18 protein-coding genes are annotated in these 18800 nt (G+C 69.0%); 7 read left to right on the top strand and 11 right to left on the bottom strand.

Features of this window, described 5'->3' with window-relative positions; genetic code table 11:
* Positions 1-30 precede the first annotated feature (30 nt).
* The 5 genes from DR046_RS07740 to DR046_RS07720 form a co-directional block, all read right to left on the bottom strand.
* Positions 31-1638, bottom strand: coding sequence for an ABC transporter ATP-binding protein (locus DR046_RS07740; protein WP_115381612.1), 1608 nt, complete (start codon positions 1636-1638; stop codon positions 31-33).
* A 160-nt stretch (positions 1639-1798) separates the two neighbouring features.
* Positions 1799-2995, bottom strand: a complete 1197-nt coding sequence (locus tag DR046_RS07735; RefSeq protein ID WP_115381610.1) for an ABC transporter permease — start codon at positions 2993-2995, stop codon at positions 1799-1801.
* A 1-nt stretch (position 2996) separates the two neighbouring features.
* Positions 2997-4076, bottom strand: a complete 1080-nt coding sequence (locus DR046_RS07730; RefSeq protein WP_115381608.1) for a microcin C ABC transporter permease YejB — start codon at positions 4074-4076, stop codon at positions 2997-2999.
* Complete coding sequence (locus tag DR046_RS07725) at positions 4077-5924, bottom strand: extracellular solute-binding protein (protein ID WP_115381606.1); 1848 nt, start codon at positions 5922-5924, stop codon at positions 4077-4079.
* A 175-nt stretch (positions 5925-6099) separates the two neighbouring features.
* Positions 6100-6621, bottom strand: a complete 522-nt coding sequence (locus tag DR046_RS07720) for a c-type cytochrome (RefSeq protein ID WP_115381604.1) — start codon at positions 6619-6621, stop codon at positions 6100-6102.
* A gap of 117 nt (positions 6622-6738) precedes the next feature.
* On the opposite strand from DR046_RS07720, the gene DR046_RS07715 reads away from it, so the two are divergent.
* Positions 6739-7587: a prephenate dehydratase gene (locus tag DR046_RS07715; RefSeq protein WP_115381602.1), complete on the top strand. Its 849-nt coding sequence runs from the start codon at positions 6739-6741 to the stop codon at positions 7585-7587.
* A 27-nt stretch (positions 7588-7614) separates the two neighbouring features.
* On the opposite strand, the gene DR046_RS07710 is transcribed toward DR046_RS07715, so the two are convergent.
* From DR046_RS07710 to nudC, 3 genes are all read right to left on the bottom strand, one after another.
* A complete protein-coding gene (locus DR046_RS07710) occupies positions 7615-8574 on the bottom strand; it encodes a YihY/virulence factor BrkB family protein (RefSeq protein ID WP_115381600.1) in 960 nt (319 codons plus the stop codon).
* Positions 8575-8803: 229 nt separating this feature from the next.
* Complete coding sequence (locus tag DR046_RS07705; protein WP_115381598.1) at positions 8804-9259, bottom strand: SRPBCC family protein; 456 nt, start codon at positions 9257-9259, stop codon at positions 8804-8806.
* 66 nt (positions 9260-9325) lie between these two features.
* Positions 9326-10267: an NAD(+) diphosphatase gene (nudC, locus tag DR046_RS07700; RefSeq protein WP_115381596.1), complete on the bottom strand. Its 942-nt coding sequence runs from the start codon at positions 10265-10267 to the stop codon at positions 9326-9328.
* Positions 10268-10430: 163 nt separating this feature from the next.
* Here nudC and DR046_RS07695 point away from each other — a divergent pair, with 163 nt between their 5' ends.
* From DR046_RS07695 to DR046_RS07680, 4 genes are all read left to right on the top strand, one after another.
* Positions 10431-11279, top strand: a complete 849-nt coding sequence (locus DR046_RS07695) for a dienelactone hydrolase family protein (RefSeq protein WP_115381594.1) — start codon at positions 10431-10433, stop codon at positions 11277-11279.
* Between the two features lie 392 nt (positions 11280-11671).
* Positions 11672-12676, top strand: coding sequence for an ABC transporter substrate-binding protein (locus tag DR046_RS07690; protein ID WP_115381592.1), 1005 nt, complete (start codon positions 11672-11674; stop codon positions 12674-12676).
* A 137-nt stretch (positions 12677-12813) separates the two neighbouring features.
* Positions 12814-13695 carry an ABC transporter ATP-binding protein gene (locus DR046_RS07685; RefSeq protein WP_115381831.1) on the top strand — a complete coding sequence of 294 codons (882 nt, stop codon included), beginning with the start codon at positions 12814-12816 and terminating at the stop codon, positions 13693-13695.
* Positions 13692-14459, top strand: a complete 768-nt coding sequence (locus DR046_RS07680) for an ABC transporter permease (RefSeq protein ID WP_115381590.1) — start codon at positions 13692-13694, stop codon at positions 14457-14459. The genes DR046_RS07685 and DR046_RS07680 overlap by 4 nt, the downstream gene beginning before the upstream one ends.
* An 18-nt stretch (positions 14460-14477) precedes the next feature.
* Here the strand turns inward: DR046_RS07680 and DR046_RS07675 are convergent, their stop codons facing one another.
* Positions 14478-15311 (bottom strand): inositol monophosphatase family protein, encoded by an 834-nt coding sequence (locus DR046_RS07675; RefSeq protein ID WP_115381588.1) that lies wholly within the window; start codon positions 15309-15311, stop codon positions 14478-14480.
* An 84-nt stretch (positions 15312-15395) separates the two neighbouring features.
* Between DR046_RS07675 and DR046_RS23595 the strand changes: the two genes are divergently transcribed.
* Complete coding sequence (locus DR046_RS23595) at positions 15396-15554, top strand: hypothetical protein (protein WP_167766966.1); 159 nt, start codon at positions 15396-15398, stop codon at positions 15552-15554.
* Between the two features lie 45 nt (positions 15555-15599).
* On the opposite strand, the gene DR046_RS07670 is transcribed toward DR046_RS23595, so the two are convergent.
* Positions 15600-17618: a M3 family metallopeptidase gene (locus tag DR046_RS07670; protein ID WP_115381586.1), complete on the bottom strand. Its 2019-nt coding sequence runs from the start codon at positions 17616-17618 to the stop codon at positions 15600-15602.
* 61 nt (positions 17619-17679) lie between these two features.
* Between DR046_RS07670 and DR046_RS07665 the strand changes: the two genes are divergently transcribed.
* Positions 17680-18096, top strand: coding sequence for a VOC family protein (locus DR046_RS07665; protein ID WP_115381584.1), 417 nt, complete (start codon positions 17680-17682; stop codon positions 18094-18096).
* A gap of 61 nt (positions 18097-18157) precedes the next feature.
* Here DR046_RS07665 and DR046_RS07660 read toward each other — a convergent pair whose 3' ends face one another.
* Positions 18158-18640, bottom strand: a complete 483-nt coding sequence (locus tag DR046_RS07660) for a pyridoxamine 5'-phosphate oxidase family protein (protein ID WP_115381582.1) — start codon at positions 18638-18640, stop codon at positions 18158-18160.
* Between the last annotated feature and the right edge of the window lie 160 nt (positions 18641-18800).

The following is an 18800-nucleotide window of genomic DNA, read 5'->3' as shown; positions in this document are numbered from 1 at the left end:
TGCGCCGTCTGAGCGGGGTCTGCGCCCCGCTCAGACGGCGACCGCCTTCGACGCCTTCAGGTCGAAGGCCGCCGCCATCAGGGCCTGCGTATAGGGGTCCTTCGGCGCATCGAAGATGGACGCGGCATCGCCCGCCTCGACCACGTCGCCGCGCTTCATCACCATCACCTTGTGGCTCAGCGCGCGCACGACCTTCAGGTCGTGGCTGATGAACAGGTAGGCGAGCCCGTAGCGCTTCTGCAGGTCGCGCAGTAGCTCGACGATCTGCACCTGCACGGTCTGGTCCAGCGCGCTCGTCGGCTCGTCCAGCACGACCAGCCGGGGGCGCAGGATCATGGCGCGGGCGATGGCGATGCGCTGGCGCTGGCCGCCCGAGAATTCGTGCGGGTAGCGGTCCATCGAGGCGGGGTCGATGCCGGTCTCGGCCAGGATCTCGGCCACCTGCTCCCGATGCGGACGGTCGTCGCCGGTGGCATGCAGCTTCAGACCCTCGGCCACGATCTCGGCCACGGTCATCCGCGGGCTGAGCGAGCCGAACGGGTCCTGGAAGACGATCTGCATCGCCTGCCTGAGCGGCCGCATGTCGCGCGATTTCAGCCCGTCGATCCGGCGATCCTCCAGCGTGATCGCCCCCTCGGAGGAGATGAGCCGCATGATCGCCAGCGCCAGCGTCGTCTTGCCGGAGCCGCTCTCGCCGACGATGCCCACGGTCTCGCCCTCGCGCACGGCGAGCGTGGCGTCGTTGACCGCCTTCACGTAGGATGACGTGCGTTTCAGCAGGCCCGTGCGGATCGGGAACCAGACCTTGAGGTGCTCGGTCGTGACCACCTCCTGCGCGCGCGGCCCGACCGGGTCGGGCACGCCCTTCGGCTCGGCGGCGAGCAGCTTGCGGGTATAGGAATGCTGTGGGTTGTCGAAGATGTCGGCAACGGGGCCGGTCTCGACGATCTCTCCATTCTGCATCACGCAGACCCGGTCGGCGAAGCGGCGGACGATGCCGAGGTCGTGGGTGATGAAGAGCATCGACATGCCCTCGCGGTCCTTCAGCTCCGCCAGCAGCTCCAGGATCTGCGCCTGGATCGTGACGTCGAGCGCCGTGGTCGGCTCGTCCGCAATCAGGAGCTCCGGCCCGTTGGCGAGCGCCATGGCGATCATCACGCGCTGGCGCTGCCCGCCCGACAATTCGTGCGGATAGGCGGTCAGGCGGCGCTCGGCGTCCTGGATGCCGACCTTGTCGAGAAGGTCGAGGATGCGGGCGCGGGCCTTGCTGCCGCTCAGCCCCTGATGGAGGAGAAGCGATTCGCTCAGCTGCTTCTCGATCGTGTGGAGCGGGTTGAGCGAGGTCATCGGCTCCTGAAAGATGAAGCTGATGTCGTTGCCGCGCACGCGCATCAGTTCCTTCTCCGGCGCGCCGACCATCTCGGCCCCGTCATAGGTGATGGAGCCGGTGACCCTGGCGCTGTCGGGCAGCAGCGAGACGGTCGAGAGCGCGGTGATCGACTTCCCCGACCCGGATTCGCCCACCAGCGCGACGGTCTCGCCCTTCTCGACGTGGAAGGAGACGCCCTTGACGGCCTCGGATGTCCTGCCGTCCTGGCGGAAGGCGATGCGGAGGTCTTTAACTTGCAGAAGGCTCATGCGGCTGATCCGGGCCGGGTCTGGCCGGCGCGCTTGCGGCACCGGCCGGGCCGGGGGCCAGCCCCCGGACCCCCGGGATATTTCTGGAGGGAAGAAGGCAGGCCGACGCTAACCGTGACGGACGGTTTACGGCCCAGAGGAGCGGAGAGCGGCCGGGACATCACGCGAAGGTCTTCCGCGGATCGAACGCGTCCCGCACCCCCTCGAAGATGAAGACGAGCAGCGACAGCATCACCGCGAAGGTTATGAAGGCCGTGAAGCCCAGCCAGGGCGCCTGGAGGTTCTGCTTCGCCTGCAAGGTCATTTCCCCCAGCGAAGGTGCCGAGGACGGCAGGCCGAAGCCCAGGAAGTCGAGCGACGCCAGCCCCCCGATCACGCCGGTCACGATGAAGGGCAGCAGGGTCAGCGTCGCGACCATCGCGTTGGGCAACACGTGGCGGAACATGATCGTCGTATTCGACACGCCCAAGGCCCGCGCCGCGCGGACATATTCGAAGTTGCGGGCGCGCAGGAACTCGGCCCGGACCACGCCGACGAGGGCCGTCCAGCCGAAAAGCGTCATCAGCCCGACCAGCAACCAGAAGTTCATCGGGATGATCGCGGCCACGATGATGATGATGTAGAGCGACGGGATCGACCCCCAGACCTCGATCAGGCGCTGCATGAAGAGGTCGGTAAGGCCGCCGAAGAAGCCCTGCACGGCGCCTGCCGCGATGCCGATGACCGAGGTGAAGAGCGTCACCAGAAGCGCGAAGGCCACCGACAGGCGGAAGCCGTAGATCACGCGGGCGGCCACGTCGCGGGCCGTGTCGTCGGTGCCGAGGATATGCTCCGACGAGGGCGGATGCGGCGCGGCGCCCGGCACGTCGGAATTGGTCGTGTAGTAGTAGCGGATAGGCGGCCAGACGATCCAGCCCTGCTCGACCGGCGTGCCGTCCCAGGTGCCTGTCGCCTCGACGGAGGCGATCACCTCTTCGGGGAAGTCGAAGCACTCCTCCAGACCTCCGGAGACGATCAGGCATTCGACCTCGGGGTCGCGATAGGCCGCTTCCGTGCGGAAGTCGCCGCCGAACGCCGTCTCGGGGTAGAACTGGAAGATCGGCATCCGCAGCTCGCCCCGGTAGCTCACGAGGATCGGCTTCTCGTTGGCGATGAACTCCGCGAAGAGCGAAACGCCGAAGAGGACGACGAAGATCCAGAACGACCAGTGGGCCCGCGTGTTGCGCTTGAAGTTGCGCAGGCGGCGCTGGTTAAGCGGCGAAAGCCACGGGCGTCGCTGCTTCGGCGGCTCGGGCGGGGGCAGCCGCGTCGGCGCGTCCTCCTCCGGCTCCGGCAGGTTGGTGATCCGTTCGGCCATCTCAGGTCTCCCGGCTCTCGAAATCGATGCGGGGGTCGACCCAGATATAGGTCAGGTCGGTCAGCAGCCCCACGACCAGCCCGATCAGCGAGAAGGCGAAGAGCGTGCCGAACATCACCGGGTAGTCCCGGTTCACCACCGCCTCGAAGCCCAGCCGCCCCAGCCCGTCGAGCGAGAAGATCGTCTCGATGATGAGCGATCCGCCGAAGAAGACGCTGACGAAGACCGCCGGAAAGCCCGAGATCACGATCAGCATCGCGTTGCGGAAGACGTGCCCGTAGAGAACCTTGCCCTCGCTCAACCCCTTGGCCTTGGCGGTGACGACATACTGCTTGCGGATCTCGTCGAGGAACGAGTTCTTGGTCAGCAGCGTCAGCCCCGCGAAGGCCGAGATCGTCGAGGCCAGCACCGGCAGCGCGATGTGGTGCAGGTAGTCGAGCACCTGCATGACCGGATTCAGGTCCTCCCATCCCGGAGAGGTCAGGCCGCGCAGCGGGAAAATCTTGAAGTAGGATCCACCCGCGAACAGCACCAGTAGCAGGATCGCGAAGAGGAATCCCGGGATCGCATAGGCCACAATCACGACGGCGCTGGTCCAGGTGTCGAAGCTGGTCCCGTCCCTCACGGCTTTCTTGATGCCCAGCGGGATCGAGATCAGGTAGGCCAGCAGCGTCGTCCAGAGGCCGAGCGTGATCGAGACCGGCATCTTTTCCAGCACCAGATCGACGACGGAGATGGAGCGGAAATAGCTCTCGCCGAAGTCGAAGCGCATGTAGTCCCACATCATTAGCAGGAAGCGTTCCAGCGGCGGCTTGTCGAAGCCGAACTGCGCCTCAAGCTCGTCGATGAATTCCTGCGGCAGGCCCTGCGCGCCCGTGTAGCCCGAGTTGTTCACCCGCTCGACATTCTCGGTGGCTCCGCCCGAGAAGCTGTCGAACGCATCCCCCCCGCCCTCCAGCTGGGCCAGGATCTGCTCGACCGGCCCGCCGGGGACGAATTGCACCAGGCTGAAGTTGATCACCATGATCCCCAGAAGGGTCGGGATGATCAGCAGCAGGCGCCGAAGGATGTAGGCGCCCATTCAGAGCGCCCCGCTGGCCCGCAACTCGGCCGCGGCTTCGGCGTCATACCACCAGAAGTCGAGCACGCCCAGCGCCAGCGGCGGGATCTCGTCGGGGTGGCGGTACATGTCCCAATAGGCGACCCAATGCTCCGAATTGCCCCATTGCGGGATCCAGAAGCCGTGCGCCCGCAGCGCGCGGTCGAGCGCGCGGGTGGCGGGGCGCAGCTCATCCAGCGTCTCGGCGTTCACGACCACCTCGATCAGCCGGTCCACCGCCGGGTCCGCCAGCGCCATGATGTTGCGGGAGCTGTCCTCGGCCGTCTCGGAGCCGAACCACTGGCGCAGCCCGCCGCCCGGCTCGAAGCCTTGGCCGGGGGACTGGTTGGTCAGGTCCCAGTCGCCGGACCGGCGCCGCTCGATATACTGGGCATTGTCCACGCGCTCCAGCCGGGCGTCGATGCCGATCTCGCGCAGGTTCTCGACATAGGGGTTCACGATCCGGTCGAAGCCCGGGTTGAACTGGATGATCACCAGCTCCAGCGTGTTGCCCTCGGCGTCGCGCAGCATGCCGCCCTCGCCCAGCTCGTAGCCCGCCTCCGACAGGAGCGCGAGCGCGGCGCGCCGGGTGCGGCGGTCGGGCGTGTTGCTCGCGGCGTCGTTGGCCGGCGGCATCACGGCCTCCTCCTCGAGGATGGAAGCGTTGAGCAGCCCCTCTTCGACGAGAGGCTCCAGCAGCGCCCGCTCCGCGCCCTCCGGCACCCCCTCGGCGGCGAGATCCGATCCGCCCCAGAAGCTGTAGGGGCGCGAGTAGAGGCCGTAGAACAACGTCTCGTTCGACCATTCGAAGTTGAACATCATGCGGACCGCCTCGCGCACCCGCGGGTCCTGCCACTCCTCGCGCTTGAGATTGAAGACGAAGCCCTGCGCGGCCGAGATCGACCCGTCGGGCAGCGTCTCCTTGACGATGTCGCCGCGCTGGACCGGCGGCACGTCATAGCCCGTGGCCCAGTCGCGCGAGGTCGACTCGATGCGGAAGGTGTACTCGCCGGCGAAGAAAGCCTGCAGCGCAGCCGAGCTGTCGCCGAAATACTCGTAGCGGATGGAGTCGAAGTTCCAGCGCCCCTGGTTGTAGGGGTGGTCGGCGCCCCACCAGTTCGGGTTGCGCGTGTAGGTCAGCGAGCGGCCGGTGTCGAACTCGCCCACGACGTAGGGGCCGGTGCCCATGAAGGGCGTCAGCGTGGACTCGTCGATGCGCGCGCCGGTCTCCTCGAACCAGGCCTTCGAGAACGGGTTCCAGATGCCGACGATCCCCATGCGCTCGCGCTTCGGGACGTCTTCCTCGAACTCGAAGCGGACCTGGAGCGGGCCTGTCTGCGTCACAGACTTGAAGTAACCGTCAATCGCATTGCGGAACTCCGCGAGGCCCTGCTCGAGGAACAGGTCGACGGTGAAGACCACGTCCTCGGCGGTCATCGGCGTGCCGTTCGCGAAGGTCACGTCGTCGCGCAGGTTCACGAGGACGTAGGACAGGTCCTCGGGATACTCGATCGTCTCGCAGAGATAGCAGTAGACGCCATAAGGGTCGTCGGCCGCCGACACGAAGATGTCCTCGTAGAGGACGTCGGTGCCGACCGCGACGTTGCCGTTGCGCGTGTAGTTGTTGAAGCTGTCGAAGTTGCCCAGCGCGGAGAGGCTGATCTCGCCCCCCTTCGGAGCGTCGACGTTCACATAGGAGAACGGCTCGTCCGGGCCATATTTCAGCTCGCCGAAGTTGGAATATCCGTGACTTACGGTAAGGTCCTGGGCGGCGGCCGGCAGGGCCAGCACGGCCCCAAGGGCCAGGGTCGCGGCGATACGGTCCAGCATTCGGGCCTCCCTCGTGATCCGGTTCGAGCACGTAGCTAATGAGCGGGCCATGCCGAGTGCAAGGGCCGCCGGCACACCTCCCCGTGAAGCTAGGGCCGTGACACGGCGCGAAAACCCCGCCCTCCGAATCGGAACGGCCACCCGAGAGGGTGGCCGCCGGTCGTCGAAGAGGATGTCAGCCGCCGGTCGCCGCGAGGTAGGCGATCAGGTTGGCGCGGTCCTGGATGTCGGACATTCCGCGATAGGCCATCTTGGTGCCCGGCGCGTATTCCTTCGGGTTGAGCAGGAAGCCGGACAGGTTCTCGGGCGTCCAGTCGCCTTCCATCGTCGCCAGCATCTCGGAATAGGCATAGCCCGGGACCGAGCCCTTGTCGCGGCCGACGACGCCGTCGAGGTAGGGGCCGGTCGCGTTCGACCCTTCGAGGTTGTGGCAGGAGGCGCATTGCCGCCAGAGACGCTCGCCATCTGCGGCGGAGGCGTTCACGAAGACCTCCTCGAAGGGCACCTCCGGCTCGGCCTCGACCCCTGCCTCGTCGGCCGCCTCGGCGACCTCGATGGCGAAGCCCATCACCGCTTCCTCGCCATGGCTGTCGCCGGCCACGTGATAGAGGCCCTCCGACGCCCAGGCTCCCAGCAGGAACACCAAAAGCGCCCCGCACAACGCGCCGCCGGCCTTGGTGATCGTCATGGTGTCCATGGGGTGCCTCTTCTTCAGTGACGGTCGTGCTTCGGTCCGCGCGTATGTATGGGGTTCCTGCGGTGCGACGCAAGGGATACCGCTTGCGACGAAACGACCAAAGCAAACCGGGGTCCCATGCCAGCAACGATCGCCTTCCAGGGAGAACTCGGCGCCTATTCGCACCAGGCGTGCCACGAGGCGCGGCCAGACCACGCCCCCCTGCCCTGCCCGACCTTCGAGGACGCCATCGAGGCCGTCCGCCAGGGTCAGGCCCAGCTCGCCATGCTGCCGGTCGAGAACTCGACCTATGGGCGGGTGGCCGACATCCACTCTCTGCTGCCCCATTCCGGCCTGCACATCGTCGAGGAGGCCTTCGTCCGCGTCCACATCAACCTGCTGGCCCTGCCCGGCGCGACCCTCTCGGACATCCGCGTGGCGCAGTCCCACACCGTCCTGCTGGGCCAGTGCCGCGACTTCCTCGCCCGGCACGGCATCCGCGCCCGGGTCGGCGCCGACACCGCCGGATCCGCCAAGCAGATCGCCGAGGCCGGCAACCCGGCCGAGGCCGCGCTCGCCTCCGAGATGGCGGGCCGGATCTACGGGCTGGAGGTCCTCGCCCGCCATATCGAAGATCACGACCGCAACACGACGCGTTTCCTCATCATGGCGCCCGAGCCGCTGCGCCCCGCTCCCGGGTCGGGGCCGGTCAAGACGACCTTCGTGTTTCGCGTGCGCAACATCCCCGCCGCGCTCTACAAGGCGATGGGCGGCTTCGCGACGAACGGCGTGAACATGACCAAGCTGGAAAGCTACATGGTCGACGGCCAGTTCACCGCGACCCAGTTCTACGCCGATATCGAGGGCCATCCCGAGGATCCGCCCGTCGCCCGCGCGCTGGAGGAATTGCGCTACTTCACCTCCTCGCTCGACATCCTGGGCGTCTATCCCGCTGACCCGGACCATTTCGACGGCGGCGCGGACTGACCCGGCGGTTGCCCCGGCCGCCCCGTCTCAGGACGTGCCGGGGCGGGCGGCCTTCGACCGGAGCGCCGAGGCGAGGCGGCGGATGCGGATCGCCCGGTTCAGCTCCCCTCCGAAGATCAGGATCAGCGCCCCGAGATACATGAAGTAGAGCGCCGCGATGATCCCCGCGAGGCCGGCATAGTAGCTGGCATAGGCGGCGAAGCTGGTCAGGTACCAGGAGAAGGCCGCCGTCAGCAGCGCCCATGCGGCCACGGTGAAGACGACGCCCGGCCAGATGCTGGAGAAGCGCGTCCGCCGGGCGGGCAGGATCACATGCGCCCCGAGCAGCGAGGCGAAGAGGATGGCGGCCGCCGCCGGATAGCGGATCAGGCTCATTTTTACCGAAGCCGGGTCGAAGGCGGGGAGCAGCATGTGCAACCACGACCCGGCCCGCGGCGCGAGCACCAGCAGGTAGCCGACCAGCACGAGGACGAGCCCGGTGAAGAGGACCATTCCGGCCTGCACCGCATAGACCACGAGGACCGACCGGGTCTCGGGGACGCCATAGGCGCGATTGAGGCCGACGCGCACCCCGTCGACGCCGCCCACGGCGAACCAGATCGTCAGCAGGATACCCACGCTGAGCACGCCCCCGCGCTGCACGGTCATGACCTTGAGCACCTCGGACACCATCGGGTCGACCAGCGCCGGGGGCACCATCGCGATGAGGAATTCGGTAAGGTCCTGCGCCATCGAGCGGTCGCCGACGAAGGCGGTCAGGGAGCTCGTGAAGATCAGGAAGGGGAAGACGGCCAGCAGCATCCGGAAGGCCACGTTGCCGGCCAGCCCGAAGGCATCGTCGCTCCACAGCCGCAGGATGGCTTCCCGGCAGACCGCCACGGGCACGCGCCAGCCGGTCCCGGTCAGCAGGTCGACCGGGTCCGCGGTCACGACGCCGTGGGTCACGACGGCATCGTGCACGGTCTCCTGTCCCTGCCTGGAGCTCATCCTGAGGTCCCGTCTTCCCGAATGGGAGCTACAAGATAAGCGTAGCTCGGGCCTCGCCCAGCGGTCTTGCGAGGGTCGCGCTTCGGCGCGCATCTATCACGGACGTCGCCACCGTTCGACCGCGCAGGCCCGGTCCGACACGACCATCGACGGGGCGACCCGGCTGCCGCTGGGAAAGGCTCCGGGGCCCGCACGACGGCCTGGCGGCGCCCTTCGGCCCGGTCCGGCCTCAGGCGGCCTTGCCCTCGATCCGGCGCGCGAAGCCCGCGACGCGGCCGCGGTAGCGCTCCTCGATCGTGCCGTGGGCCAGCTTCAGCGGCTGCAGAAGGACCTTCGCCCGGATCGACGTCGCCGCAGCCTGGGTGGTGACGGTCAGGCGGGTGCGGGCCTGCGACAGCGCCTCGAGCGTGACGTCGAGCACGATGTCGATGCCCTCGGCATGGGCGGCGATGCCGAGGCCCGTCGGCACGTCCATCCGCGTCACCGTCACCTCGACGAAGCGGATCTTGCCCATGATCTCGGCCGCGCCGGTCCAGGCCGATCCGGGGCCGACGGGGCCCTCATCCTGGCGCTCGGCCTTGCCGCCGCGCGTCCGGAGCGCCTCGGCGAAGCCGTCGAAATCGGTCACGCGCGCCCAGACGGCGTCGATGGGAGCGGCGATCTCTTCGGTGGCGGTGAACTGCATGGGCTGCCTCCTGAGGTTCGCGCCTATCTGCGCGGACCGGGCGGGGGGATCAATCCCCCCGCGGGCTCAATCCAGCCGGTCGGCCAGCCAGTTCTCCAGCAGGAAGCGCGCGATGGCGCCCTTGCGGGCGGCGCCGATCCGCGGATGGGTGCCGGCGAAGACGTCCATCAGCTCGCTCCGGTCGAGCCAGAGCGCCTCGGCGATCTCCTCCGGGTCGATCTCGATGCGATCATCCACCGCCTCACCATGGGCGCCCAGCATCAGCGAGCCGGGGAAGGGCCAGGGCTGCGAGGCGAGGTAGCGGACCGGTCCGACGCGCACCCCCGTCTCCTCCCAGGTCTCGCGGCGGACGGCGGCCTCCAGCGTCTCGCCGGGCTCCATGAAGCCCGCGAGGCACGAGAAGAAGCCCTCGGGCCAGGCCGGGGAGCGGCCCAGCAGCACCCGGTCGCCATGGGTCACAAGCATGATGACGACCGGGTCCGTGCGCGGAAAATGCGCCCGCCCGCAGGTCGGACAGGCCCGCATCCAGCCCGCCTTGCCGGGCTGCGTCGGCCCGCCGCAATTGGCGCAGAAGCCATGCGTGCGGTGCCATTCCAGCGCGCCCTTGGCGGTGGCCGCGATCTCGGCGTCGAGGGACGACAGCCGGGTCATGACGGCCCGCAGTTCGGCGAAGGCGGTGCCGTGGGGCAGGTCGGGATGGGTCTGCTCGGTCGGGTCGAGGAAGGCGCCCAGCCCCTCGCCCAGGCCCGCGACCTCCAGCCCCGAGACGTCGCGCGCGAAGAGGGCCGCGCCGTCCAGCTTGCCGATCAGCACCGGGTGCCCGTGGGCCGTGAAAACGTCCCCCTCCATGATGGCGAGCGCCTCGCGCCCCGGCGCGAGCAGCGGCTTGCCGCGCCAGAGCGGCAGCACCCGCACCGGCAGCTCGGCCAGAAGCTCGGGGTGGCGGCGCAGATCCTCGGCGCGGTTCAGTCCGCCGCCGCCGAAGGTGACTGTTTCGGCGATCCGCATGAATTCCCCCCTCTCCGGCGTGCAGTCTTCGCCGTAGCCCCGGATCGTTTCGCGAACCAGCGGTTTCGGCTCGGATTGGACCGGCTTTCGCCGGGATCGCGTCAAACCGCTGCCCGAGAGGGGGAACAGACTGTTTCGGGAACCCCGTTCAGGAGTCCCGCCTATGTCCCTGCCCCTGCGCCTCGCCCTCATCGCGATCACCTTCGCGCTGCTGATCATGTCGCTGGGCCGGGGCACGCCGCAGGGGCGGATGCTGATGGCGCAGCTGCTCGCGCCCGCGCTGACCGAGATCCAGCCGCTGCTGCTGACCCACGACGCCCCCCCGGCGCCCGCACGCCTGGTCGAGCGCGTGCGCAGCGACCTGACCGCGCCCTGGCCCGACGCGGGTCCCGGACAGGCGACATCCTACGTGACGATGGGCGGGCTGCGCTGGTGGGGGATCGGCCCCGAGACCGGCGACCCGGCCCCCGCGATCCTGCTGCTGCACGATTCCGGTCAGGACGGGCGCGCCATGATCGACATGTGGCACGGGATCGCTGCGCGGCAGGGGGTGGTCCTGATCGCGCCGGACTTCCCCGCCGACGGCACTGCCCCCTACGACGCGCGCATCGCCGCCGAGACGCTGGCCCATGCCGGGCAGGTCTTCCGCCTCGACGCGGAGCGGGTCGGGCTGTTCGGCCACGGCCGCGGGGCCGAGACGGCGCAGCTCTGGGCCAACAGCATCGCCGGCCCTTGGGACGCGGTGGTCGCCCATGCCGGGATCGTCGGGACCGACGCGCCGCGGCCCGTCGGTGAGGGCGTGCCGGTGCGGCACTATCTCGGCTCCGACGACCCGGCGCGGCCGGTGGCGCAGGCGCTGGCCAGTGCCACGGCGATGGCGCGGGCGGGGCACCCTTACGACCTGATCCGCCTGCGCGGCCACGACAACGACCTCGCCGCCAACGGGCCGCGGATCGCCGAGGACGCCTGGGTCTGGCTCGAGACCAGGCTCCCTCCGCGTCCCGCGCCCTGATCTTGGCCGGAGGCCCCGCGCCCGGCCCGCCTCGCCGAGGCCGCGCGCGCCGACCTGACCGGCACTGGCGCCACCTAGGACTACGCGCCCGACCGGGCGCGCGCCGTGCCCCGCCATCCTGCTGCTGCACGGCTCCGGCCGGACCGGGCACAGCATGCTGGACATGTTGCACGAGGCGATCTCGGCCGCCGTCTGGCGCTGGATGGAGCCACGGCTTCGGTAGCCCGGGTCGCGGAGCCTGTCCCCGGTGGATGCCCAGATCCTGGGCACTCCGCACAAGAATTGGCTTTATCTCCTCGCCCGGCCCGGTGCAGGCTGGCCGCAGAAAGCCCGCCCGCTGGCCCTTCCCGCGCCGGAGGACGACGGTCGGGCGAACCAAGAGGGGAGTCATCATGTTCGACCGTTTCACCGGCCTTGCCGCCGCCATGTTCCTCGCCGCGCCCGCGATGGCGCAGACCCAGGTGCCCTTCGCCCTAGACTGGAAGTTCGAGGGGCCGAGCGCCGCCTATTTCGCCGCCATCGACAACGGCCATTTCGCCGAGGCCGGGCTGGAGGTCGAGGTGACCGCCGGCCAGGGCTCGCTCGACGCGATCCCGAAGGTCGCCACCGGCGCCTTCCCCTTCGGCTTCGCCGACATCAACTCGCTGATCAAGTTCCTCGACCAGAATCCCGACGCGCCGGTGACGGCGGTGATGATGATCTACGACAAGCCGCCCTTCGCCGTGGTCGGCCGCAAGTCGCAGGGCATTTCCGGGGTGGACGACCTCGAAGGCTCGGTCCTCGGCGCGCCGCCGCCCGACGGCGCCTGGGCGCAGTTCCCGATCTTCGCCGCCGAGAACGATCTCGACATGGACACGATCACCGTCGAGCCGGTGGGCTTCCCCACGCGCGAGCCGATGCTGGCGAGCGGCGAGGTCGATTCGGTGACGGGCTTCAGCTTCTCGTCCTACCTGAACCTCGTCCGGCTCGGCGTGCCCGAGGACGACCTCACGACCATCCTGATGGCCGATCACGGCGTCGACCTCTACGGCAACGCGATCATCGTGAACACCGACTTCGCCGAGGCCAATCCCGAGGTCGTGACCGGCTTCCTGACCGCCATCGCCAAGGGATGGGCCGACGTCATCGCCGACCCGGCCATGGGCGCGCAGGCAGTGATCGACCGCAACCCGGCCGCCGACCTGGAGCTTGAGCAGCAGCGCCTGCAGCTGTCCATCGATGCCAACGTGCTGACGCCCTGGGTGCAGGAGAACGGCCTCGGCGGGATCGACCCGGACCGCATGGCCAACGCGCTGGAGCAGACGAAGCTCGTCTACGAGTTCCAGAACGAGCCGGACATGGACGCGATCTTCGACGACAGCTACCTGCCCCCCGCCGAGGAGCGGATGCTGCAGTAAACGCCGCGACCTGCTGCCAAAGCCCTGTTCCCGGTCCGATCGGTCGGACCGGGGCTCTGCCCCGGACCCCGGAGTATTTCCGGCCACAGGAAGGGGCGTTAACCTTAATGGGCGGTGAATCCCGCCCCGCCGGTGCCATGTCCCTGCCGATTTCCCTCGACCACGTCACCCATGCCTATCGCACGCAGGCGGGGCCCCTGCCGGTGCTCGACGACCTGACGCTCGACATGCCAGAGGGCAGCTTCACCGCCGTCGTCGGCCCCTCCGGCTGCGGCAAGTCCACGCTGACGCGGCTGGTGGCCGGGCTGATGAAGCCCGACGAGGGCGTGGTGAAGCTGGGTGGCAAGCCGGTGACGGGGCCGCGCTCGACCGTGGGCATGGCCTTCCAGAACCCCGTCCTGCTGGAATGGCGCACGATCCTGCAGAACGTGATGCTGCCGCTGGAGATCGTGTCCACGGGGATGAACAAATCGCAGCGCGAGGACCGGGCGCGCGAATTGCTGGCGCTGGTGGGCCTTGAAGGGTTCGAGGACAAACGCCCGTCGGAGCTGTCGGGGGGGATGCGCCAGCGCGCCTCGCTCTGCCGCTCCATCGTGCACCGGCCCGAGGTGCTGATCCTCGACGAGCCCTTCGGCGCGCTCGACGCATTCACCCGCGAGGACCTCTGGCTGACGATGCACGAGCTGCGCCGCGCCGAGCGGTTCACCTGCGTCCTGATCACCCACGATCTGCGCGAGAGCGTCTTCCTGTCCGACCACACCGTCGTCTTCAGCGCCCGCCCGGCCCGCGCCCAGCGCATCGTCGAGATCGATCTCGGGCCGAACCGGGGCCTTGAGGACCTCTACGCGCCGCGCGCGGTGGAGCTGCTGGCCCTGTTGCGCCGGGAGATCCAGATCGCCCAGGGCCGCGAGGTGGAGACCCCGGCCCCCGCGCCGACCCCGGTGCCCGGCGTCGCCGACCGCCCGGTGGAGGACGTCGCCGCCACCGCCCGGGACCCGTCGACGGAGAGGCCACGATGACCCGCACCCTGCGCCAGATCGCCGTCCCCGTCGGCGCGATGGTCGTCTTCCTTCTGCTCTGGGAGTTGCTGGTCTGGGCGAACGGCTGGCCGAACTTCGTGATGGCTTCGCCCTCGGACCTGCCCCCGGCCTATGCCCGCTACTGGGAGCTGTTCCTGACCGGCGGCTGGCAGACGCTGTGGCGCACCGTCGTCGGACTGCTGATTGCGGTCGTCTTCGGCACGCTGCTCGGCATGGTCATGGGTTTCTCCAGGCTCGCGCGCGAGGCGCTCTATCCGCTGCTGGTGGGCTTCAACGCGATTCCGAAGGCGACCGTGGTGCCGATCTTCGCGCTGCTTTTCGTGGGCCAGCACGACTTCAACACGGTGATGCTGGCCTTCATCATCTCGTTCTTCCCGATCGCCGTCTCGGTCTCGATCGGGTTGTCGACGCTGGAGCCCGAGTATCGCGATATCCTCCGCGCGCTCGGTGCGTCGCAGGCGACGATCTTCTGGAAGATCGCCCTGCCCAAGACCCTGCCGGAGTTCTTCGGGGCGCTGAAGGTCGCGGTCACTCTGGCCTTCATCGGCACCAACCTGATGGAGATCGTCTCGCCGCACGGGCGCGGCCTCGGCGCGCTGTTCGATTCAGGGCGGACGAATGCCGACTACCCGCTGATGTTCGCGGTGCTGATCGCGCTCGCCGTGCTGGGGATCGCGCTGTTCTACGTCGTCGTCGCGCTGGAGAAGATCTTCGCCGGCTGGGCGGAGCGGGCGCCGAACTGAGGCGAAGTCGGCGGCAGGCTAGGAGCGGAGCGCCTCGTTGAACCTCCCGGCGAGCGTCTCCCACAGGCCCTCGGTCCGCGCAGTCAGCAGCCGTCCCTCGCGCATCCCGGGCCGGTAGTCCTGCCCGTCGAGCAGGCGGGCCACGCCGCCCGCCTCCCGCAGGATCAGCGAACCGGCGGCGTGGTCCCAGACGTTCAGCATGCCGTTGAGGCAGAAATCCGTATGGCCCAGCGCCTGCATCCGATACTCGTGCAGGCTGGCGCCCAGCGAGGTCGCGCGCCGGAACAGGTGCGTCGTCCCGGCGAGTCCGGCGCGGTCCGCCTCGGGGAACATGTAGAAGCCGACATTGCCGCGCAGCCGGTCGAGCGGGTCGTCCTGCTGCGACAGGGCGAGGGGCGTGCGGCGTCCGTTCCGGCAGAAGACCGCGCCGCCGCCGCGATGCGCCTCGATCCAGTCGTCGAAGGACGGGTCGTAGAGCAGGCCCCAGACTGTCTCGCCCTCCTCAACCACGGCGACGATGACGCCGTAATTGGCGTTGCCATGGGCGAAGTTCCACGTCCCGTCGATCGGGTCGATGACGGTCACCCGGCCCGATCCCAGCCGGTCGAGCAGGTTCCGGTCCTCGCTGACGGCCTCTTCCCCGATGACGTCGTCGCCCGGCAGGATGGCGCGGACCTTCTCGGTCAGGGCGGCCTCGGCTGCGCGGTCAGCGACGGTCACGAGATCGTCGAAGCTCGACTTCTCGTCGATGTCGCCCGCGGCCAGCGCACGGAAGCGGGGAAGGATCTCGGCCCGGGCGACGGCGCGGACGGCCTCGGTCAGGGCGGCGGCTTGATCGGCGGAAATCGGCATATGCCCTCCGGGGTCAGGAAAACCGGACTGTCAGGGCCGGTCCACGCCCGCATACCCTTTGGTCATTCATCAAGGAAGATTGCCATGCTCAAATCAGCTTTGCCCCGCAACCTGGATCTCGACGCGATGGTCGAGATCCTCGCCCAGAGCCTGCGCGACCGTCCCGCGAGCGACGGCTGCAAGGGCGCGACCTGCTGCGGCAAGTGCGAGAAGTCCCTGACCGTGGACAGCGCGGGCGCCTGACGCGCGCCGGCCCCGGTCTGCCGACCCTGTCATGCGGCCCCGCCTTCAGGCGGCGTCATCGAGTCCCCGTCCCTTCAGCAGCGCCTCGACGCCCGGCAGCCGCCCCCGGAACGCGGTGTAGAGTTCCGCCGCATCGCGGGAACCGCCGGTCGAGAGGATGTTGGCCTCGAGCTTGCGCGCCAGCTCCGGATCGAAGGGATCGCCCGCCTCCTCGAAGGCGGCGAAGGCGTCGGCGTCCATGACCTCGGACCACATGTAGCTGTAATAGCCCGAGGAATAGCCGTCGCCCGCGAAGACATGGGCGAAATGCGGCGTCGCGTGGCGCATCCGGATGGCGCGCGGCATGCCGATCGTCTCCAGCACCTCGGCTTGCTTCTGCATCGGGTCCGCCGGCGCCGGGCCGTCGTGGAAGGCGAGGTCGACCAGGGCCGAGGCGACGTATTCCACGGTGGAGAAGCCCATGTCGTAGGTCGCGGCGCGCAGCAGCCGGTCGCGCAGGGCGTCGGGCATGGGCGCGCCGGTCTCGGCATGGGTCGCGAACTCGCCCAGCACCTCGGGCACCTCCAGCCAGTGCTCGTAGAGCTGCGAGGGCAGCTCCACGAAGTCGCGCGCGACGCTGGTGCCGGAGACGGACTGGTAGGTCACGTCGGACAGCATCTGGTGCAGCGCGTGGCCGAACTCGTGGAAGAGCGTGCGCGCGTCGTCGTAGCTGAGCAGCGCCGGATCGCCCTTTGCGAAGTTGCAGACGTTGACGACGATGGGCCGGACCTCGCCGTCGAGCCGCGACTGTGAGCGCATCGCGCTGCACCACGCGCCCGAGCGCTTGGAGGCGCGGGCGAAGTAGTCGCCGAGGAAGACGGCGAGATGCGTGCCGTCGCGCGTCACTTCCCAGGCGCGGACGTCGGGGTGATAGACCGGCACGTCGATCGGCCGGAACTGCAGCCCGAAGAGGCGCGTGGCGGTGGCGAAGGCGGCCTCGATCATCCGGTCGAGCTGGAAGAAGGGCTTCAGCTCCGCCTCGTCCAGATCGTGCAGGGCGACCCGGCGCTTCTCGGCGTAGTAGCGCCAGTCCCAGGGTTCCAGCGGGCCGGTGACGCCGTCGGCGGAAGCCAGGCGGGAGAGGTGCTCGGCATCGGCCAGCGCGGCGGTGCGGGCGGGCTGCCAGACCTGCATCAGCAGGTCGCGGACGGCCTCGGGCGTGCCCGCCATCTCGGTCTCGAGCTTGTAGGCGGCGAAACTGTCGTAGCCGAGCAATTTCGCCCGCTCTTCCCGCAGCTTGAGGATCTCGGCGGCGATCTCGCGGTTGTCGGTCTCGCCGCCATTCGCGCCGCGCGCGGTCCAGGCCTCGTAGGCCTTCTGGCGCAGGTCGCGGCGCGGCGAGAACTGCAGGAACGGCACGATCAGCGAGCGGTTCAGCGTGACCACGGGGCCGGGGCGGTCGCGGTCGCGGCCTGCCGCGCGCGCGGCGTCCTTCACGAAACCGGGCAGGCCGGCCATGTCCTCCTCGGAGAGGTCCATGAACCACTCCCGCTCGTCGGCGAGGAGGTTCTGGGCGAACTGCGTGCCGAGCGTGGCGAGCCGTGCCTTGACCTCGGTCAGCCGCTCTGCTGCCTCGCCCTCCAGCGCGGCGCCAGCGCGGACGAAGCCGCGGCGGGTGAGCATCAGCACGCGGGCCTGCTCCTCGGTCAGGTCGAGATCATCCCTCTGATCCCACAGCGCTTCGACCCGCGCGAAGAGCGCCTTGTTGTTGGTGATCCCGGAGGAATAGGCCGAGAGCTTCGGCGCCATCTCGCGCTGCAGCGCCTCGCGCGCCGGAGTGCTGTCGGCACCGGCGAGGTTGTAGAAGACGCCCGCCACCCGGTCGAGCGTCCTGTCCGCCCGCTCCATCGCCTCTATCGTATTGGCGAAGTTAGGCTTTTCCAGGTCGGCCGCGATCGCCGCATAGGCCGCCCGGCCGTCCTCCATCCCCTGCTCCAGCGCGGGGCCGAAATCGGCATCGGCGATGCGGTCGAAGGGGGGAAGCTGGAACTCGGTCTCCCAGCGGGCGAGCAGCGGATTGGTCATGGGCGTCTCCTTTGCGGGAGATGTAGGATGACCGGGACGCAACCGCCAGCGGGAGGGGACGATGGCCTGGAGCATTCACCACGTCAATCTGGAGGCCAGGGACGTGCGGCGCGCCGCCGCCTTCTACACCGACATCCTCGGCATGCGGGAATCGCCCTGGGCCTTCCCGGAATCGCGTGGCTACCTGCCCGGCGACCCGGACCGACTGGCCCTGCTGGGCGACGGGCGGGACGGGCATTCGGGGCTGCATCTTATCGCGCCGGATCAAGGCTTTGCCGAGAAGAACGGGCTGGCCTTCAACCCCTCGGTGGGCGGCCATGTCGCCTTTCAGGTGGACGATCTGGACGCCGTGATCGGGCGGCTGCGCGCCGCCGGGATCGCCCATTCGGTGACCGGGGAATTCGCGATCCCCGGCCTGCGCCACGTCTATCTGGAGGACCCGGAGGGCAACCTGATCGAGATCAACGGGCGGCTCTGAGCGCCGAAAAACCCGCGGGTGATCCGCGGGTGATCCGGGTATGATCCGCGTCGGACGCGGATCAGCCGTTCATCCGGACATGCGCCTTCTTCTCTTCGGCGGCGTCCTGCTGCGGGTTCATGCCCAGCAGCGACTTCACGCCGGCGACGAGGGTCGAGGTGTCTTCCCAGATCTCGGCCTCGGTGGCGTCGTAGCGGACGAGCAGAAGCTTCGGGTCATCCTTGCCGCCGTCGTACCAGGCGGAGACGACTGGGTTCCACAGGCGGTCGAGCGTGGCGCGGTCCTTGTCGACCGACAGCTTGCCCGAGACCGAGGCCCAGAGGTCGTTGCCCTTCGACGAGAAGGTCATCACGCCCTGCTTCGGGCCGGTGCGCAGCGCGTCGCCCAGGTCGGTCTCCCAGTTGGTGAAGAACCAGATCGGCGAGGCTTCCTCGTCGAAGGCCGCATACATGGGGCGCGGCAGGGCGCCCTCGCAGCTCAGGAAGACGGTGCGGTCGTCGTCGAGATGCTTCCAGAACTTCTTTTCGAGCTCGGTCGGGGTCATGGCGGTCTCCTTTGATGGATCTGCCGGACAAACGCCGCCGGGGGGCGTCCCGGTTCCGGGATCAGGAGAGGCGCGCGGACGCGCCGCGGGGCACGGGTTTCCCCGCGCCGTGGCGCGTCGTCAGGTGGCAGAGGGCGCTGGCCGGGAGCAGCGGCGCCTC

This window comes from Jannaschia formosa (assembly GCF_003340555.1).
In the GTDB taxonomy this organism is placed as follows: Bacteria; Pseudomonadota; Alphaproteobacteria; order Rhodobacterales; family Rhodobacteraceae; genus Jannaschia; species Jannaschia formosa.
The sequence above is the reverse complement of the archived record's forward strand: the minus strand, read 5'-3'. Positions and strand labels throughout refer to the sequence as shown.

Bases quoted from the DNA above. Each gene is read 5' to 3' on its own strand.
- DR046_RS07740 (WP_115381612.1), bottom strand. From the start codon at position 1,638: ATGAGCCTTCTGCAAGTTAAAGACCTCCGCATCGCCTTCCGCCAGGAC.
- DR046_RS07735 (WP_115381610.1), bottom strand. From the start codon at position 2,995: ATGGCCGAACGGATCACCAACCTGCCGGAGCCGGAGGAGGACGCGCCG.
- DR046_RS07730 (WP_115381608.1), bottom strand. From the start codon at position 4,076: ATGGGCGCCTACATCCTTCGGCGCCTGCTGCTGATCATCCCGACCCTT.
- DR046_RS07725 (WP_115381606.1), bottom strand. From the start codon at position 5,924: ATGCTGGACCGTATCGCCGCGACCCTGGCCCTTGGGGCCGTGCTGGCC.
- DR046_RS07720 (WP_115381604.1), bottom strand. From the start codon at position 6,621: ATGGACACCATGACGATCACCAAGGCCGGCGGCGCGTTGTGCGGGGCG.
- DR046_RS07715 (WP_115381602.1), top strand. From the start codon at position 6,739: ATGCCAGCAACGATCGCCTTCCAGGGAGAACTCGGCGCCTATTCGCAC.
- DR046_RS07710 (WP_115381600.1), bottom strand. From the start codon at position 8,574: ATGAGCTCCAGGCAGGGACAGGAGACCGTGCACGATGCCGTCGTGACC.
- DR046_RS07705 (WP_115381598.1), bottom strand. From the start codon at position 9,259: ATGCAGTTCACCGCCACCGAAGAGATCGCCGCTCCCATCGACGCCGTC.
- nudC (WP_115381596.1), bottom strand. From the start codon at position 10,267: ATGCGGATCGCCGAAACAGTCACCTTCGGCGGCGGCGGACTGAACCGC.
- DR046_RS07695 (WP_115381594.1), top strand. From the start codon at position 10,431: ATGTCCCTGCCCCTGCGCCTCGCCCTCATCGCGATCACCTTCGCGCTG.
- DR046_RS07690 (WP_115381592.1), top strand. From the start codon at position 11,672: ATGTTCGACCGTTTCACCGGCCTTGCCGCCGCCATGTTCCTCGCCGCG.
- DR046_RS07685 (WP_115381831.1), top strand. From the start codon at position 12,814: ATGTCCCTGCCGATTTCCCTCGACCACGTCACCCATGCCTATCGCACG.
- DR046_RS07680 (WP_115381590.1), top strand. From the start codon at position 13,692: ATGACCCGCACCCTGCGCCAGATCGCCGTCCCCGTCGGCGCGATGGTC.
- DR046_RS07675 (WP_115381588.1), bottom strand. From the start codon at position 15,311: ATGCCGATTTCCGCCGATCAAGCCGCCGCCCTGACCGAGGCCGTCCGC.
- DR046_RS23595 (WP_167766966.1), top strand. From the start codon at position 15,396: ATGCTCAAATCAGCTTTGCCCCGCAACCTGGATCTCGACGCGATGGTC.
- DR046_RS07670 (WP_115381586.1), bottom strand. From the start codon at position 17,618: ATGACCAATCCGCTGCTCGCCCGCTGGGAGACCGAGTTCCAGCTTCCC.
- DR046_RS07665 (WP_115381584.1), top strand. From the start codon at position 17,680: ATGGCCTGGAGCATTCACCACGTCAATCTGGAGGCCAGGGACGTGCGG.
- DR046_RS07660 (WP_115381582.1), bottom strand. From the start codon at position 18,640: ATGACCCCGACCGAGCTCGAAAAGAAGTTCTGGAAGCATCTCGACGAC.